We start from the raw sequence: 16,539 nt of genomic DNA on the forward strand, positions 1-16,539 counted from the left end.
AAAACCATTAACAACAGATGAAGCGATATCACCCTGAAGAAGCCGTTAACTATCTTGAATACAATGCCGAAAGGCCTCACCTTATTATACCGGAATATGGCCGCCACCTGCAAAAACTTATTGAGCAGGCTGTTGCACTGGAAGATAGAGACGAGCGAAACAAGGCTGCGAAATATATAATATCTGTAATGGGCAGCCTTAATCCGCATCTTAGGGATGTGCCTGATTTTCAGCACAAACTTTGGGATCAGATATTTATAATGTCTGATTTTAAACTGGATGTAGATTCACCATACCCGACACCTTCTAAAGAGTTACTGCAACAAAAGCCTGAAAGGCTGGCGTATCCGCAAAATTTTCCTAAGTACCGTTTTTACGGCAACAACATTAAGTATATGATTGATGTTGCCAATAAATGGGAAGATGGCGAAATGAAGAACGCACTGATCATGGTTATTGCTAACCATATGAAAAAATCATACCTGAGCTGGAATAAAGATACCGTAAAAGATGATGTGATATTTGAACATCTTTATGAACTTTCTGGAGGTACTATAAATCTTCAGGCTACAGAAGAAGAGCTTTCTAACTCTACTGACCTGATGAGGGTTAACAAAAAACTGAGCAACAAAACTCAGTTTGGCAACCCTAAACAAAAAATGCAGCACAAAAACAATGGCAAAAACGGCCAGAACAATAAAAACAACCGAAAAACATAAATTCTATTATCACACTGCATGGGAACATTTAAAATTGAAGGAGGCACACCCTTAAAAGGTGAAATTACGCCTCAGGGCGCTAAAAACGAGGCATTACAGGTACTGTGCACCGTGCTTCTTACACCCAAAAAAGTAACCATAACAAATATTCCGGATATTATAGACGTTAATAAGCTTATAAACTTATTGCGCAATCTTGGGGTTAAAGTAGAAAAACTTGCTCACGGTTCCTATACGTTCCAGGCAGATGAGGTAAATATGAGCTACCTTGAGTCTGAAGCTTTTAAAGAAGAAGGCAAATCGCTAAGGGGTTCAATCATGATAGTAGGTCCGCTATTGGCACGTTTTGGAAAAGGTTACATTCCTAAGCCGGGAGGTGATAAAATAGGCCGCAGAAGGCTGGATACCCACTTTGAAGGCTTTATAAATCTGGGTGCTACCTTTAGATATAACAGAGAAGACCATTTTTATGGTGTTGAAGCCGACAGGCTAAAAGGTACTTATATGCTTCTTGATGAGGCATCTGTTACCGGTACTGCAAATATTGTTATGGCAGCCGTACTTGCCGAAGGTAAAACAACAATATATAACGCTGCCTGCGAACCTTATTTGCAGCAGCTTTGCAACATGCTTAACCGCATGGGTGCAAAAATTACGGGTGTAGGCTCTAACCTTCTTGAAATTGAAGGTGTAGAAAGCCTTGGCGGATGCGACCACCGCATACTTCCGGATATGATCGAGATAGGAAGCTGGATTGGCCTTGCAGCTATGACACGCAGTGAAATAACCATTAAAAATGTTAGCTGGGATAATCTTGGTGTTATACCGGGTACTTTTAGAAAACTGGGTATTACTTTAGAGCGCAGGGGAGACGATATTTATATTCCGGCTCATACCGATGGTTATGAGATTCAGAATTATATTGACGGATCTATACTTACTATTGCCGATGCGCCCTGGCCTGGTTTTACTCCCGATCTTTTAAGTATTGTGCTTGTTGTGGCAACACAGGCAAGAGGAAGCATACTTATACATCAAAAGATGTTTGAAAGCCGTTTGTTTTTTACAGACAGGCTTATAGATATGGGTGCAAAAATTATTCTTTGCGATCCGCACAGAGCTACTGTTATTGGTCTTGACTTTAAATCTTCCCTAAAAGGTATTACTATGTCATCTCCGGATATCAGGGCGGGTATATCATTGCTTATTGCCGCGCTTTCTGCAACAGGAGTAAGTACTATTCAGAACAGCGACCAGATTGACCGTGGTTATGAAAGAATAGATGAAAGGCTTCGTGCAATTGGTGCTAAAATTGAAAGAATAGACTAGCTATTGGTCACCGATATCATACTATAGAGACCGCTTTGTGCGGTCTTTTTTTGTGTAAATTTGTAAGGCAAACTCAAGTACTTTTATGGATAATCCTCTTTTTATAGAAAAACAATACTTCAGGCAATGGTGGATATGGACACTGCTTTTAGGCTTAAACGGAGTAACAGTTTTTGGTGCTATTTCGCAGGTAGTTTTTGGACATACCTTTGGCGATAAGCCTATGAGCAATATTGGAATTATTATATTTACAATCGTGTTTGCTGTATTCATGATCTTTTTCCTTTCTCAAAATTTAACTACTAAAATTGATGAGAAAGGAGTTTATATAAAGTTTTTCCCCTATCATAAAAAATGGCGTTTATACACATGGGAACAAATTGCCAATTGTGAAATTAAAAAATATAAACCTCTTTCCGATTACGGTGGCTGGGGAATAAGGCAGGGTGCTTATAGTATGTCCGGTAATAATGGGTTATTATTACAATTTAAAAGTGGCAAACCCAGTCTTATGATAGGTACACGAAAACCGGAAGAAATGCGGGTAGTATTGGAGAAACTGAATAAATTATAATTATGGCAGTTACTAACCGACGATTTAAATGTGTTATTGATTTAGAAAAAGAACAGTAAAATTTGTAATTTATAGATAGATAATAGTATGAGTAATAAGATATCTGTTTCTGCAACAATAAATGCAGATGTAAAAAAGGTCTGGGATTATTATACGGCCCCTGAACATATTACAAAATGGAATTACGCAGATCCTTCATGGCAATGTCCTTCAGCTACAAATGATATGCGTGTAGGCGGTAAATACAGCGCCAGAATGGAGGCAAAAGACGGAAGCTTTGGCTTTGATTTTGAAGCCACCTACAACGAAATTGTCAAGGGCAAAAGCTTTACCTATACAATGCCTGATGACAGGGTGGTAAATGTTGTGTTTGATGGTGATGGAGATAAAACATCTATAAACGTAACATTTGATGCTGAAGATCAAAATCCTGTAGAAATGCAGAAAAATGGCTGGCAGGCAATACTTGATAATTTCAAAAAATATACCGAAGCAAACTAAGTCGTAAAGAATAGTCTAGTTAATTGAGAGCTAAACGCAGTCTAGTCGATGACCTATTACATACAATATTATTTTGAAATCAGGATTTACGTATATACTTACTAATTACAATAACACAACATTATATGTTGGCGTTACTTCTAATTTGTATGAAAGAGTAAAACAGCATAAACAGAAGTTTTATCCAAATTGCTTTACAGCTAAATATAACTTAAATAAGTTAGTTTATTTTGAACAATTTCAAATGATAGGAGATGCTATTGGCAGGGAAAAGCAACTGAAAGCAGGCTCAAGAAAAAAGAAAATAGAACTTATACAAAATATTAATCCTGAATGGAAGGATTTATACTTTGAAGATATTTTTTAGATTGCTTCGTCGTTTCTCCTCGCAATGACGGTACGCAACGTGTTTTGCATATAGCTGGTCATTGCGAGCGAAACGCAGTGTAGCGTGGCAATCTATTATACAAGGTGTTTTTGAGACAGTATTTATTAATTACACTAACACGAGATTGTATGTGTTAGATTGCTTCGTCGTACCTCCTCGCAATGAAGGTACGCAACGTGTTTAATTAATCTAAAAAGAAGTGCAATCCAAATATCACTCCATCCGTTTGGAAACCGCCCTGGTAAGAGCGCACATAATCAAGTCTTAAAAACCTGAAAGGGCCAATACCTACATTATCAAAACCTAAGGTAAACTCATGGTATGGTTTATAATCAGGCGATGCTACGCTGTGGTAACCTGCAATAAGATTCCATTGCAGATAGTTTAAAACGGGGATCTTGTTCATAATATAGCCTTTAAAGTTATGCTCTATATGCGTTTCAAGATAAGAATCGTTTGTGCTGTGGCTGTAGTAGGGTAACAGGTTAAATACATCCAGATAACTTTCTTTTGTACCTATATGGGTTTGGTTTCCGTTAAAATGTTTGTAATCCATAAAGGCAATGCCGTCGGCATTAAAAAACTTACCGGCTTTAACGCTAAAACCAAACTTACCTTTGTTGTCTATATCAAATTTGTAGGATGCCTGTGCTGATATAAAATCGTATTCGTATTGCTTTATACTTCCGGCAAAAGCCTTTTGGTACATAAACGATATATCAGGATAATTACCGCCATATACGGGTGACTTGTATTTACCGTAAGAAATATAGTCTTTAGTAAATACAATGCTTCCGCTAATGGTGGCTTTTACAATATTATGTTTTTCAAAAGGTGCAGACGTATAGTTGTAAGGATCTATGGGATTATTTGAAGTATAATCGTGATCGTTTTTTATAAATACCCAATCTGCATTGTTATATAAAGGCCTCCTGCGCAGGTATTCTACACTACCGTTTAAAGCTAATTTTTTAAAGAGTGTTCTTCCGTATGAAATCTTTGCAAAAGTATTATCATAGAGCTTCATGTAATTGTCTTTAAAAAACAATGTGCTTATACTGTTTATTAATGGCGAAATGGGTTCGTTAGGATTAAACTGCTCTATAGTATTTCCTCCTGAAAAAAAGAATGTGCCAATTTTGCCTATACGTTTGGAAAACTGTCCACTAACTCTTAGGCGATCTTCAGCAAAACCATAATTGAATTTGGCAGAAGCAGAAAAATATTTTTTCTTTTTTGCATTAGAGTAAGTAAAAGATACGTCCGACGTAAGATTCCAGCCCTGCACAGTATTGTAAGCAGGCTTGTCCAGCAGTCCCGAATAATTAAATGATTTATAACTGATAGAATCATTTTTGTAGAAATTATAACCACCAACTATATCGAAAACATTAAACTTGTTTCTGTTTTTATATATGGAATCCTGAAAGGTTTTTGATTTTTTTACAGTTAATATGCTGTCTTTCTTTTTATAATCGGCTACTTCATCTATGCTTAACGGTACAGGACGGGTAGTGTTCCAGTAGGTACTGTCTTTTTTACTGTAGCCATCTTCTATAATAGCTATTTCTTTTCCAAAAGTGTCTTTGTCAAACTCTTTATGAAACACATAGTTGCTGTACACATGGGTATATTTGCCCGAAAACGTCATGCCAAACATTCCGGCAGTAAAGTCAAGCGTTTGCGAGTTTTTTGCCCATATTCCGTTTGTTTGGTTGTAGCTGTAGTTTTGCTGCAGGTTAAAGTTTTGAATTATAGGTTGCTGTATTCTGTACCCTTTAATGTTAAGATCTACTGCATAAATGGCCCAACTGCCGTCTATAATATAAATATACCCTTCAAATACAGGTTCTTTATCACGGCGTGGTATTACTTTTATCTTGTTTATTATAGTGTTATTATCGTCAAAAGTACTGCCTTCAAATTTATATTTATAATACCCCATAGCACCTTTGGCTATAGGAGATATCATTTTAATATCTTCAAACTCTATGTAGTCGTCATAAAAATTATAATTGTTCTCACGGGCCGCATTATAGCTAAGGCCATTATCTGTACCGCTTACTTTTGAGGCTATTACACGCTCTTTTATTTTATCTGGGTGTTGAAAAGTAATATGCGATACCGTTTCGGAAAGATAAATAATACCACTTCGTGTGGAGTCCAGCACTTCTCCCTCGGTATCTACCTTAATGCCCATTATTTTTTTGGGTACATTTTTTACCCTGTACATTCCTTTAGAGTAAAAATCGGCTTCAAAGCGTCCGCTTTTTTCACCATTTTCCTGTCTGTGCTTTATAGCCTGTCTAATAATAGCATAGGCAGGGTCTTCACTGTTGGATATGGTAAGCTCTTTCAGTTCATAATTTTCGTCAGCCAGCATAATATCAAGCAGGTGAGGAAATTTATCTATCCTGGCAGTTACGGTTTTTGTTTTAAAACCAATAGACTGAAATACTATGGTATAATTACCGGGTGCTTTTATTGGCAATTCATATTGTCCGTCTTCATTGGCAGTAGTACCAATATAAGTGTTTTGTATAGTGATGCTCACAAAAGGAATACCCTGACCGTTACCCGAAGTTACTTTTCCTCTTATTTGGCTGTGCATAACTATACCTGATAAAAGAAAAAGGGCTGTAAATAATTTTTGCATGGTTTATAAAGTAGGTATATGCATGTCCGTATTGCGGAGATGCATAGTATAAGTTTTATTTAATATTAATTAAAGGTATTGTATTAATCAAGAATACCAAGGAATTTAAGACCGAATACAACACCGTCTGTCTGGAAACCACCCTGATAAGCACGAACATAATCTATACGCAGCATTCTAAATTTGCCAAAGCCAATATTGTCAAATCCGGCTGTAAATTCCATATAAGGTTTATATTCGGGAGTTGCAATTTGGTGATAACCTACAACCAGGTTCCATTGCAATAGGTTAAGTACAGGTATTTTATTCATTATATAGCCTTTAAAGTTATGCTCGGCATGGGCTTCAAAGTAAGAATCGTTGGTGCTGTGGCTGTAATAAGGCAATAGATTAAATACATTAAGATAGGATTCGCCTGTACCCACATGCGTTTGGTTTCCATTAAAATGTTTAAAATCAGGGAAAGCAATACCATCAGCATTAAAAAATTTACCTGCTTTAAGATTAACGCCAAAGTCGCCTTTATTACCAAAAGAGGTATTATACGTAGATCGTACGGCTACAAAATCATACTCATATTTTTTATCGCTGCCAGCAAAAGCCTTGTCATATTTAAAGGACAGGGTAGGGTAGTTGGTTCCTCTAACAGGTATTTTGCCATCTGGGCGGGTAATGTATTTCATACCAAAACGAACAGCTCCGCCAATACTGGCTTTATATAGGGTATGAGTGTCAAAAGGTGTTGAGGTATAGTTGTTAGGATCAAGCGGATTATTCGATGTATAATCATGATCGTTCTTTATTAAAACCCAGTCGGCGTTGTTAAACAAAGCTTTTCTTCTAAGGTATTCCACACTGGCGTAAGCATTAAAACCTGTGGTAATTTCTTTGTTGTATTGCAGTCTTGCAAAGGTTTTATCATACAATTTCATATAATTGTCTTTAAAAAACAATGTGCTTACTGCATTTACAATATCGCCTATTGGTTTTTCAGGATTAAACTGTTCTATAGTATTACCTCCCCATAAATAAAATGAACCTGAATTTTTGCTAAAGCTTTTCATGATCCAGCCATTAACACGCAGTCTGTCTTCTGCTAAGCCATAATTAAAACGGGCGCCTGCTGAGAAATATGAGTTTTTCTCTTCATTATTTTTAAAGAAAGACAGGGAAGAAGTAAGATTCCATCCTTGTACAGTATTGTACCCCGGAAGTTTTAATATACCATCATAATTAATATTGTATTTCTTGTCGGAGTTTTTATAGTTATAGCCGCTTACAATATCAAAAATCCTAAACTTATTATTCTTTTTATCTATAGAATCTAAATAGGTTTTAGACTTATGCAGCGTTTGTATGCTGTCTTTTTTAGTATAATCGGTAACTTCTTCTTCCGTAAGCGGAATCGGTCTCATTGCATTCCAGTACAGAGAGTCTTTTTTGTTAGCCTCTTCTTCTATAAACACCACCTCTTTCCCAAAGGTTTTCTTCTCAAAACTATCGTGAAATACATAGTTGGTATATACATGGGTAAACTTACCAGTAAACTTAATACCGAAAGCTCCGGCTTTAAAATCAAATGTCTGAGAGTTTTTAGCCCATATTCTGTTGGTGCTGTTATAGCTAAAGTTTTGCTGTAGCTTAAGCGTTTCCAAAAAAGGCTGCTGCATTCTGTAGCCTTTAATGTCAAGATCTATGGCATATATCGCCCAACTGCCATCTACAATATAAATATAGCCTTCAAATACAGGCTCTTTATCACGGCGGGGTATAACTTTTATTTTATTAATCTGGTTATTGTTCTCGTCAAAAAAAGTACCCTCCATTTTAAAACGATAGTAATTAAAAGCACTGTTTGCAAGGGGCGACACCATTTGTATATCAAACTCTACATAATTATCATAAAAGTTATAATAAGTACTTAAAGCAGTATTATAACTAAAACCATTGTCGTTTCCGCTAATTTTAGAAGCAACAATACGTTCCTTTAATTTATCGGGCTGTTCAAATGTTATGTGTGATACAGTTTCTGAAAGGTAAATAATACCGCTTCCGGTAGAATCAACCATGCCATCAGGGGCATCAACCTTTACACCCATTATTTTTTTAGGAAGGTCTTTCACTCTAAAAATACCCTTAGAGTAAAAATCGGCTTCAAAGCGTCCGGTCTTGGCTGAATTTTCTTTTTTATGGGCAATAGCCTGACGGATTACCTCATAAGCAGGATCTTCCGTATTAGAAATAGTAAGCTCTTTAAGCTCATAATTCTCATCTGCCATTACGATATTAAGTACATGCGGAAAAGATTTTGCATCTACAGGTACTTTTTTGGTTTTATATCCTATAGACTGAAAAATAACGGTATACGTACCTGGCTTTTTAACGTTAAGCTCATACTGGCCTAATTCATTAGATGTTGTGCCGTTATAGGTGTTTTCTATAGTAATACTTACAAAGGGTATTCCTTCACCATTGGCTGAGGTTATGTTTCCCTTAATTTGGGAATAGGATACTACTCCTGTTAAAAAGAGTATAGCGGTTAATAATTTGTGCATTGGTTGGTTATAGTTAAGGTTATTGAGTACTAAATATAAGACGTATCCCGTCTTAAAATGGTTGCATCATGTGTAAAAAATTATAGCTACAGCAATAAATAACGCAATTGCATTTGTTTTCTTACAAATACTTCTTTTAAATAACAATAAGTAAAAAACTTTAACAAGAGATTGAAAGCAAAACCTTTTAAATTTGCGGCATGAGAGAAAAACGATTTAACCTTGCCAGCAGGCTTCTTCACTGGGCTATTACATTTACCTTTTTATATATTCTGTTAACGGTATTCCTTAGAATGGGATGGATGAATAAAGGAAGTGTGGGAACTATAATTCATGATAATCTTGCCGAGCAGAATGTTGTTATTACTAATGATGCCGCTGCCACTATAGGTAAAAAGGTACGCAGGCCTATGTGGGAAACGCATATTATAGCCGGTTATATAATGGTTGGGTTGTTCGTGCTGCGCATTATATTAACCTGGGTACAGGGAATGGGTTTTGCTAATCCGTTAAAAAAAGGCATATCGCAATATGATAAATTTAAGTCGTGGGTATATATTGTTTTTTATCTGTTGCTTGGCGCAGCCCTCTTTACAGGTATGATGAAAGAACTTGGACCCCGAAGCATTGGGCATATTATGGAAGATATACACGTACAGTCACTCTATTTTGCCATTCCTTTTATTGTACTGCATACTTTTGGTGTACTTATTGCCGATGCTGGTAAAGAAAGAGGAATTATCTCTAAAATAATTAGTGGGGACAGACCTATAGAATAACATTCTTACTTTTATGTTCTATTGCGTATTTAGGTTATCTTTGAATAAATATGAATTACCATGACCACAATACAGGATCTTAGGCTTGCTGTTTTAATTGATGCCGATAATGTACCTTATGCTAATGTAAAGGAGATGTTTGAGGAAATAGCCAAATATGGTACGCCTACTTTTAAGCGTATTTATGCCGACTGGACCAAACCAACCGTATCAGGATGGAAAAAAGTACTGCTTGAAAATGCTATTACTCCTATACAGCAGTACAGCTATTCTACAGGTAAAAACGCTACCGACAGCGCTATGATAATAGATGCTATGGATATACTATATACAGGTAAAGTAGATGGTTTTTGCATAGTTTCGTCTGATAGTGATTTTACAAGACTTGCCACCCGGCTTAGGGAAGCAGGTATGAAGGTAATAGGTATAGGCGAGAAAAAAACACTGGTTCCTTTCATTTCGGCTTGCGATAAGTTTATTTACATAGAAATTTTAGGTGGCGGAAAATCGGATACAGATCATGAAGATGATGCTAAAGAAGAGAAGGCAGCACCTGTACAAAAAGAGACTATAAGCAAGGTAGATCCGGGGTTTATAAAGTTACTAAGCCGAAGTATTAACGATGTTGCCGATGAAAACGGTTGGGCATTTTTGGGTGAACTGGGTAATTTAATACTTAAAAAACGACCTGATTTTGACCCCCGCAACTACGGATTTACCAAAATGCTGGCACTTATAAAAAGTATAAACCGTTTTGAGGTTGATGAGAGAAGTACAGGAAAAAGCAAGATTAAACACGTATTTGTAAAAAATAAATAATTACTGCATTACAAATGAAAAAGCTCACCGAAGCAGTATTGCAAAAAGATACTACGGTAAACAAAATACAATTTGATAAAGAATGGTTCTATTCTGTAGAAGATCTTGAAGATTATCTTAAAGAAGACCTTACAGGTATAGAAGCCGTAACACTTCCGTTAGATTTTGACGGTGTAAAATATCCCATAAAATGTACTACATGGGAAGACCTGGGACGTTTTTTACAAAAAGATCCTGTAGAAGGTTTTAGAGGTAGTGTTTTAAGAAAGAAGAAATAGCATCTCTTTAAGAGTAGATGCTATTCAAGTATATCCAAAAACGTTAAGCCAAAAACTACTCCATCGGTTACAAAGCCGCTTTCATAGGCACGCACATAGTCTATCCTCAAAAAGCGTGCTTTGCCCCAGCCTACATTGTCCAGTCCTGCAGTAAACTCCATATATGGGCTGCGATTAGGTATTGCAAGTAAATGATAACCTGCAACAAAATAATAGTTAAGCTTATTTATCAGCGGAATAGAATTGGCTAAAAATCCCTGAAAATTATGCTCCATATGGGCTTCAAAATAGCTGTCGTTGGTGCTGTGGGAATAATAAGGCAGCAAATTAAAAACATTTAAATAACGTTCTGATTTACCAACATGAGTTTGGTTTCCATTAAAATGTTTATAGTCAGTAAAAGCAATGTTGTCAGAATTAAAGAATTTCCCAACCCTGAAGCTCGTGCCTAACTCTCCTTTATTACCAAGTGTAATATCATAATTCACTTTTGCCGATACGTGATCAAAATTATAATCGCTTATACTTGATTCAAACCCTTTTTCATACTTAACATATAATAGAGGGTATTTTTCATTGCTTATAGTTTGTCTGCCGTCAGGTCGGGTTCTGTATTTTTGCCCAAAACTTATGCGCGCAGCTATAGAAGTTTTAAACATGTGGTGCTTTTCAAAAGCATGTAGATCGTTATTGTATTGTGTCGCGGGATCATACAATAACAACGGATTGTTTGATGTATAAGGTTTGTACAAATTTTTAAGGGTAGAAAAAGTAGTGTTATTAACGAGGGGACGTTTTTCGGTATATTCTGCCGTACCATACAGGTATATACCGTTTATTACTTCTTCCTCATAACTAAGGCGTAAAAAACTATTATTATACAGCTTCATATAATTATCCCTGAAAAATAACGTGCTTATACTGTTTACAATTTTATTAATTGGGTTTTCAGGATTAAACTGTTCAATACTTGCACCTCCTTTTAGGGTTACTATCCTCTTAGAAAAATTATTGAATTTATGCGAAATAGTTCCTGTAGCCCTAAAGCGTTTTTCCGCAAATCCGTAGCTTAGATCTGTTCCAAAAGTTGTGTATTCTGTTTTGTTGGCGTTATACTGAGTAAAATAAAATCCGGGTGAAAGATGGTATGCCTGAACAGAGTTAAAGGCAAGCCTTCGTATTATTCCTGTGTAGCTTATCTCCCAGTTTTTATAAGAGTTATGATAGGTGTATCCAACAGGTATTGAAGTCCATTTGAATTTATTTCGAGCTTTATCAAAAGCTTTCATATATTCTTTAGTGTTTCTTATTTCCTGAAGACTGTCTTTCCGGCTGTAATCTTTTATTTCTTCCTGTGTTAATGGTATTGGGCGGTTGTTTTTCCAGTAAGAATCAGTTTTTTTATTGGCATCGTTTTCAAAACGCTGTATCTCGGCAGTAAAAGTTTTGTCTTCAAATTCCGGATTAATTATGAAATTACTGTACACGTAAGAAAATTTTCCCTCTAAGCTTATACCAAAAAGGCTTGCATCAAAACTAAGTACCTGAGTGTTTTTTGTCCATAAATGCTCTTTGGCATTATAACCAAAATACTGTCTTATATTAAGGGTATTTAGCAATTCCTGTTCAATCTGGCTGCCTTTAATATTCAAATCTACAGAATAAAGCTGCCATGTACCATCAATGATATAGATATAACCATTAAAAGCGGGTTCCTTTTCCCTTTTTGATGTTACCTTTATTTTATTAATAAGTGTATTATCAGGGGTGTAAAAAGTACTTTCTAAATGGTAGATGTAATAGTTAAAACCATTATCAGCAATAGGGGAGACAGCATTTACCTCAAAGGCAAGGTAATTATCATAAAAATCGAAATCGGCGGCTTCTGCATTATTAAAGCTAAAACCACTATTATTTCCACTTACTTTAGAAGCTATAACCCGCTCATTTATTTTGTTAGGTTTCTCATGTTTGACTTTTGATACTGTTTCCGACAGATAAATTATTCCGTCACCGTTACTATTCAGTGATGCGCCCAAATCACCTATTTTTTGCCCCAGTATTTTATCAGGTACATTTTTTAGTTTTATTACACCCCGTGAATAAAAATCGGCTTCAAACCCTGATATTTTATTACCATTGAGATCTCTGTTTTTTATTGCATTACCTATAATTATATCGGCAGGATTTTCTGTATTTGATATAACCACTTCATTAAGCATAAACTGTTCTTCTTCAAGAGTAACATTAAGTATGTGCGGAAATGAGGTGATATCTACTGTTACTTCACGGGTTTTGTAACCAATAGACTGAAATATAAGTGTAAAAAGCCCTTTTTTATTGATGTTTATAGTATAGCTTCCATCTTCATTAGAAGAGGTGCCGTTATACGTATTGGCAACAACTATGCTTGCAAATGGAATGGGTTCGCCACTCTTTGTTTTTACCCATCCTTTTACCTGCGCTAAAGCCGGTATTCCGATAAGGAGGAAAAATAATAAAATGGCTTTTTTCATATATAATTTATGGTAAAAATGATTGTATAGCCAGTTCGTAACTCCTTAAGCCAAAGCCTATAATTACACCTGCAGCAACAGGAGAAAGATAGGACTTGTGCCTGAAACTTTCGCGTGAAAAAGTATTGGAAATATGTACTTCAATAACAGGAGTAGTTATTGCCTTTACGGCATCTGCAATGCCTATAGAAGTATGTGTATATGCACCTGCATTAAGTATAATTCCATTATAAGTAAAACCAATATCCTGAATTTTGGTAATAATTTCACCCTCAATATTACTTTGATAATATTCCAGCTTTATACCTGTAAATTTCTGCTGTAATTCTATAAGATAGTCTTCAAAAGAACGACCGCCATATATTTCAGGTTCACGGGTTCCCAGTAAGTTAAGGTTGGGCCCATTTATTATCATGATCTTCATAAGGTGTTTTTTGTAAAAGTAATTATAAGGCAACAAGTGTGTATATGGTTTAATATTATTTTTAACATTTAAGGATATAAAAAAACCGGCTTGACCATAAAAGACAAACCGGCTTTGTTATTATTAGCTCTTTTTAAAAAAAGTATCCTACAGATAATTGAAATACATTGTTTTTAACATCAAAATTTCCTTCGCCGTCGTTAACATTGCTTAAACCAACATTATAACGTGCCTGCGCAAAAAGGCCTGCAATAATTTTAAGTTCTACACCTCCTGAAGCAGCAAGGTCAAATTTCTTAGTTTCAAAAATGTCGTCGGCATCATTTACAAGAAAAGAGAATTGGGGACCTGCAGTTATACTAAGCCTGTCTGGTAATACATAAAATTTAGCAAGAACAGGTACTGCGATATAATCAAGATTGATGTCTTTTGTTACAGCTACAACGCCGCCATCATCATAAGTTGACTTACCGCCCTGAGAAGAGAATAACCCTTCTGCCTGAACAGAAAACATTGGAACAATGTTAAGTTCAAGAACTGCACCTGCATGGAAATTTGTTATTCCGTCAGAATCAATGTCTCCCGAAAAGTTAGCAAAGTTAGCTCCGGCTTTAACACCAAAATTTATGCCCTGTGCCTGCATTGCAAAGCTTCCCGCCAGCGCAGCAAATAAAAAAATGATCTTTTTCATGGTTATGAATTTATTAAAGTTGGTTAAAATAAAAATTCAATAATAAGCTTTATTATGTTTAGGCAAAAGTAAGGAAAAGTAGTACTAATAAAAGTTTTTTAACCCTATTTTGGCTTTTTTAACCCTTATATTTGTCAGATAAAAGTTTAATCAGAATGTAAAATAAGTATAGAATGAATATAGGGTTTTAGCGCAAGGAAGTTATATTAATACATAAGTGTTTTCTTAATATTAATTTACTGTAAATTTTGTTTTTTATTAAAAATACCTACTATTAGGTAGTCTTTTTGTTAAATATTTTGATATTTTTGCTTCACACAAATCTAAAAATTAAACACAAAATGAAAAAAATCTTATTATCAGCTGCTGCTGTTATTGCTTTTAGTTTTGCAGCACAGGCACAAAGTGAAGAAATTAAATTTGGTGTTAAAGCCGGAGCTAACTTTACCAATTTTGGTGGAGATGCCGATACTGACGGGAAAACCGGATTTTATGTTGGTGCGTTAGCAGATCTTCCAATTTCTGGTAATTTTCATATTCAGCCAGAGGTTCAGTATTCTAATGAAGGTGCTGACGATGATAACAATATTGATTACATCAGAATTCCAATCATGGCAAAATATTATGTAATGGAAGGGCTGAGTTTACAGGCTGGTCCGGAAGTAGCTTTTAAAATTGCTGCTGATGATTTTGTTGATGAAGCTACTAAATCTATCGACTTTGGTCTTGGCGGTGGCGTAGGTTATGAATTACCTATGGGATTATTTTTTGATGCCAGATATAATGTAGGTCTTTCAAACATAAGTGATGTTGATGGATTTGACCTTAAAAACACAGGATTCCAGATTGGTGCAGGATACCGTTTCTAAGAATTCTAAAAATATATTTCTTAACCTCTGCTATAGCAGAGGTTTTTTATTGAGTGAAATTAAGAAAAAGTGAAATCATTAATCTACAATATTTTACTTGTTAAATTTTTTTATAGATTTGTTTAAAATTTAAAAATAACCAATATCAATCAAATGAAAAAAATTTTATTATCAGCCATAGCTATTATGGCTTTCGGTTTTGCAAATGCTCAGGATTCGGAAACTGCAGGTTTTTCTAAAGGAGATTTTTTTGTTTCAGGTGGCTTAGGCTTCAATTCAACAAAGACAGGAGATTTTAAAACAAATAATTTTAATTTTTCACCAATGGCAGCCTATTTTATAACCGAAAATATTGCTCTTGGCGGACAATTAAACGTAGGTATCGGTAAAAGTGAGGCAGGTGATTCAGAAACTAAAAATACTTCTTTAGGAATTAATGCTATAGGAAGATATTACTTTACACCTGGTAATGCGTTTTCAATTTTTGGCCAGGCCCAGGTGGGATATTTCAGTAACAAAATGAATCCTGAATTTGGTGAAGATGTAAAAACAGATGGTTTTAATATTGGTGTAGGTCCTGGAATGAATTATTTTGTATCAAGCCACTTCGCTTTAGAGGCCGGTTTGGGTATTTTAAGTTATTCAACTGCTAAACCTGACTTTGATGGTGCAGAGTCTACAGATACTTTTAATCTTAACCTCAACCTGAGTAATGTAACTTTTGGTGTAGTATATAAATTCTAATTTTTTAGTATTTAAAAATACAAAATCCCCTGCATTTGCAGGGGATTCTTATTTTAAGGCAATGGCGCAACCTTAAAATTTATATCCTATTCCTATCTGGAAAACAGAGTTTTTTGCATCGCTGTTTTCAAAAATATCAGTTACACCCATAGTGTATCGTCCTGAAGCAAATAGTCCCATTTGTGTTTGAAAAGTTACACCTGCCGCAACACCAAATTCAAAATCTTTAGCTTCGTCAAGATCAAGGTCTCCGTCGTCAGCATTAGCATCGGCATCAACTTCCTCATTTACTTTAAAACTTGCCTGCGGACCAACTTCAAGGCTAAATCCTTCCAGTAAATAGACTTTGGCTAATACCGGTACATTAATATAGTCAAGCTGATATTCTACTTTACCATCTCCACCAAAAATACCGCCGTCCACATCACTTTTAAATCCTTGTCCGGAATATAATGCTTCTACCTGTAGTGAAAAGATTTCTGCTAAAGGAAATTCTGCCAATACACCTACATTAAAGCTGGTTCTTGAATCCGGGCTGTCAAAATCGTCACCTGTTATAGTTGCAAAGTTAACACCACCTTTTACTCCAAAACTTGGAGTCATCCCTTGTGGGTTTTGTGCATAACCAATTGTACCTGCAAATAATAATGCACTTACTGATAATAATTTAAATAGCTGTCTCATTTTTATAAGTTTT

General features: G+C 35.5%; 16 protein-coding genes. 10 read left to right on the plus strand and 6 right to left on the minus strand.

Annotation, left to right across the window (positions count from 1 at the left end; genetic code table 11):
- Nucleotides 1-17: 17 nt before the first annotated feature.
- The 5 genes from NHE85_RS10270 (at nucleotide 18) to NHE85_RS10290 (ending at nucleotide 3,490) form a co-directional block, all read left to right on the plus strand.
- Nucleotides 18-719: a DUF4290 domain-containing protein gene (locus tag NHE85_RS10270; protein ID WP_252811935.1), complete on the plus strand. Its 702-nt coding sequence runs from the start codon at nucleotides 18-20 to the stop codon at nucleotides 717-719.
- A gap of 18 nt (nucleotides 720-737) precedes the next feature.
- Entirely contained in the window at nucleotides 738-2,048 is a 1,311-nt protein-coding gene (gene murA / locus NHE85_RS10275) for a UDP-N-acetylglucosamine 1-carboxyvinyltransferase (protein WP_252811936.1), read from the plus strand.
- An 85-nt stretch (nucleotides 2,049-2,133) separates the two neighbouring features.
- Nucleotides 2,134-2,622 (plus strand): DUF6141 family protein, encoded by a 489-nt coding sequence (locus NHE85_RS10280; RefSeq protein ID WP_252811937.1) that lies wholly within the window; start codon nucleotides 2,134-2,136, stop codon nucleotides 2,620-2,622.
- An 87-nt stretch (nucleotides 2,623-2,709) separates the two neighbouring features.
- A complete protein-coding gene (locus tag NHE85_RS10285) occupies nucleotides 2,710-3,123 on the plus strand; it encodes an SRPBCC family protein (RefSeq protein WP_252811938.1) in 414 nt (137 codons plus the stop codon).
- A gap of 73 nt (nucleotides 3,124-3,196) precedes the next feature.
- Entirely contained in the window at nucleotides 3,197-3,490 is a 294-nt protein-coding gene (locus NHE85_RS10290; RefSeq protein ID WP_252811939.1) for a GIY-YIG nuclease family protein, read from the plus strand.
- Between the two features lie 205 nt (nucleotides 3,491-3,695).
- Here the strand turns inward: NHE85_RS10290 and NHE85_RS10295 are convergent, their stop codons facing one another.
- The gene (locus tag NHE85_RS10295) at nucleotides 3,696-6,167 is read right to left on the minus strand and encodes a DUF5686 and carboxypeptidase regulatory-like domain-containing protein (protein WP_252811940.1); all 2,472 of its coding nucleotides are present in this window, start codon (nucleotides 6,165-6,167) and stop codon (nucleotides 3,696-3,698) included.
- 83 nt (nucleotides 6,168-6,250) lie between these two features.
- Nucleotides 6,251-8,722 carry a DUF5686 and carboxypeptidase regulatory-like domain-containing protein gene (locus NHE85_RS10300; protein ID WP_252811941.1) on the minus strand — a complete coding sequence of 824 codons (2,472 nt, stop codon included), beginning with the start codon at nucleotides 8,720-8,722 and terminating at the stop codon, nucleotides 6,251-6,253.
- A 200-nt stretch (nucleotides 8,723-8,922) separates the two neighbouring features.
- Here NHE85_RS10300 and NHE85_RS10305 point away from each other — a divergent pair, with 200 nt between their 5' ends.
- The 3 genes from NHE85_RS10305 to NHE85_RS10315 are packed head-to-tail and all read left to right on the plus strand — an operon-like array spanning nucleotide 8,923 to nucleotide 10,598.
- Nucleotides 8,923-9,501: a cytochrome b/b6 domain-containing protein gene (locus NHE85_RS10305; RefSeq protein WP_252811942.1), complete on the plus strand. Its 579-nt coding sequence runs from the start codon at nucleotides 8,923-8,925 to the stop codon at nucleotides 9,499-9,501.
- Nucleotides 9,502-9,561: 60 nt separating this feature from the next.
- Nucleotides 9,562-10,320 (plus strand): NYN domain-containing protein, encoded by a 759-nt coding sequence (locus tag NHE85_RS10310; RefSeq protein ID WP_252811943.1) that lies wholly within the window; start codon nucleotides 9,562-9,564, stop codon nucleotides 10,318-10,320.
- A 14-nt stretch (nucleotides 10,321-10,334) separates the two neighbouring features.
- Nucleotides 10,335-10,598: a hypothetical protein gene (locus tag NHE85_RS10315; RefSeq protein ID WP_252811944.1), complete on the plus strand. Its 264-nt coding sequence runs from the start codon at nucleotides 10,335-10,337 to the stop codon at nucleotides 10,596-10,598.
- A gap of 20 nt (nucleotides 10,599-10,618) precedes the next feature.
- Here the strand turns inward: NHE85_RS10315 and NHE85_RS10320 are convergent, their stop codons facing one another.
- The 3 genes from NHE85_RS10320 to NHE85_RS10330 form a co-directional block, all read right to left on the minus strand.
- Nucleotides 10,619-13,114, minus strand: a complete 2,496-nt coding sequence (locus NHE85_RS10320) for a DUF5686 and carboxypeptidase regulatory-like domain-containing protein (RefSeq protein WP_252811945.1) — start codon at nucleotides 13,112-13,114, stop codon at nucleotides 10,619-10,621.
- Between the two features lie 7 nt (nucleotides 13,115-13,121).
- Complete coding sequence (gene aroQ, locus NHE85_RS10325; protein ID WP_252811946.1) at nucleotides 13,122-13,538, minus strand: type II 3-dehydroquinate dehydratase; 417 nt, start codon at nucleotides 13,536-13,538, stop codon at nucleotides 13,122-13,124.
- Between the two features lie 133 nt (nucleotides 13,539-13,671).
- Complete coding sequence (locus tag NHE85_RS10330) at nucleotides 13,672-14,229, minus strand: porin family protein (RefSeq protein ID WP_252811947.1); 558 nt, start codon at nucleotides 14,227-14,229, stop codon at nucleotides 13,672-13,674.
- 341 nt (nucleotides 14,230-14,570) lie between these two features.
- Here NHE85_RS10330 and NHE85_RS10335 point away from each other — a divergent pair, with 341 nt between their 5' ends.
- Nucleotides 14,571-15,098 carry a porin family protein gene (locus NHE85_RS10335; RefSeq protein ID WP_252811948.1) on the plus strand — a complete coding sequence of 176 codons (528 nt, stop codon included), beginning with the start codon at nucleotides 14,571-14,573 and terminating at the stop codon, nucleotides 15,096-15,098.
- Nucleotides 15,099-15,251: 153 nt separating this feature from the next.
- Nucleotides 15,252-15,842 (plus strand): outer membrane beta-barrel protein, encoded by a 591-nt coding sequence (locus NHE85_RS10340; protein ID WP_252811949.1) that lies wholly within the window; start codon nucleotides 15,252-15,254, stop codon nucleotides 15,840-15,842.
- A gap of 72 nt (nucleotides 15,843-15,914) precedes the next feature.
- On the opposite strand, the gene NHE85_RS10345 is transcribed toward NHE85_RS10340, so the two are convergent.
- Nucleotides 15,915-16,526 carry a porin family protein gene (locus tag NHE85_RS10345; protein ID WP_252811950.1) on the minus strand — a complete coding sequence of 204 codons (612 nt, stop codon included), beginning with the start codon at nucleotides 16,524-16,526 and terminating at the stop codon, nucleotides 15,915-15,917.
- Between the last annotated feature and the right edge of the window lie 13 nt (nucleotides 16,527-16,539).

Source organism: Flavobacterium sp. NRK1, assembly GCF_024054175.1.
In the GTDB taxonomy this organism is placed as follows: domain Bacteria; phylum Bacteroidota; class Bacteroidia; order Flavobacteriales; family Flavobacteriaceae; genus Flavobacterium.

Coding starts and splice junctions, on each gene's coding strand:
- NHE85_RS10270 (WP_252811935.1), top strand. CDS start 18: ATGAAGCGATATCACCCTGAAGAAGCCGTTAACTATCTTGAATACAAT.
- murA (WP_252811936.1), top strand. CDS start 738: ATGGGAACATTTAAAATTGAAGGAGGCACACCCTTAAAAGGTGAAATT.
- NHE85_RS10280 (WP_252811937.1), top strand. CDS start 2,134: ATGGATAATCCTCTTTTTATAGAAAAACAATACTTCAGGCAATGGTGG.
- NHE85_RS10285 (WP_252811938.1), top strand. CDS start 2,710: ATGAGTAATAAGATATCTGTTTCTGCAACAATAAATGCAGATGTAAAA.
- NHE85_RS10295 (WP_252811940.1), bottom strand. CDS start 6,167: ATGCAAAAATTATTTACAGCCCTTTTTCTTTTATCAGGTATAGTTATG.
- NHE85_RS10300 (WP_252811941.1), bottom strand. CDS start 8,722: ATGCACAAATTATTAACCGCTATACTCTTTTTAACAGGAGTAGTATCC.
- NHE85_RS10305 (WP_252811942.1), top strand. CDS start 8,923: ATGAGAGAAAAACGATTTAACCTTGCCAGCAGGCTTCTTCACTGGGCT.
- NHE85_RS10310 (WP_252811943.1), top strand. CDS start 9,562: ATGACCACAATACAGGATCTTAGGCTTGCTGTTTTAATTGATGCCGAT.
- NHE85_RS10315 (WP_252811944.1), top strand. CDS start 10,335: ATGAAAAAGCTCACCGAAGCAGTATTGCAAAAAGATACTACGGTAAAC.
- NHE85_RS10320 (WP_252811945.1), bottom strand. CDS start 13,114: ATGAAAAAAGCCATTTTATTATTTTTCCTCCTTATCGGAATACCGGCT.
- aroQ (WP_252811946.1), bottom strand. CDS start 13,538: ATGAAGATCATGATAATAAATGGGCCCAACCTTAACTTACTGGGAACC.
- NHE85_RS10330 (WP_252811947.1), bottom strand. CDS start 14,229: ATGAAAAAGATCATTTTTTTATTTGCTGCGCTGGCGGGAAGCTTTGCA.
- NHE85_RS10335 (WP_252811948.1), top strand. CDS start 14,571: ATGAAAAAAATCTTATTATCAGCTGCTGCTGTTATTGCTTTTAGTTTT.
- NHE85_RS10340 (WP_252811949.1), top strand. CDS start 15,252: ATGAAAAAAATTTTATTATCAGCCATAGCTATTATGGCTTTCGGTTTT.
- NHE85_RS10345 (WP_252811950.1), bottom strand. CDS start 16,526: ATGAGACAGCTATTTAAATTATTATCAGTAAGTGCATTATTATTTGCA.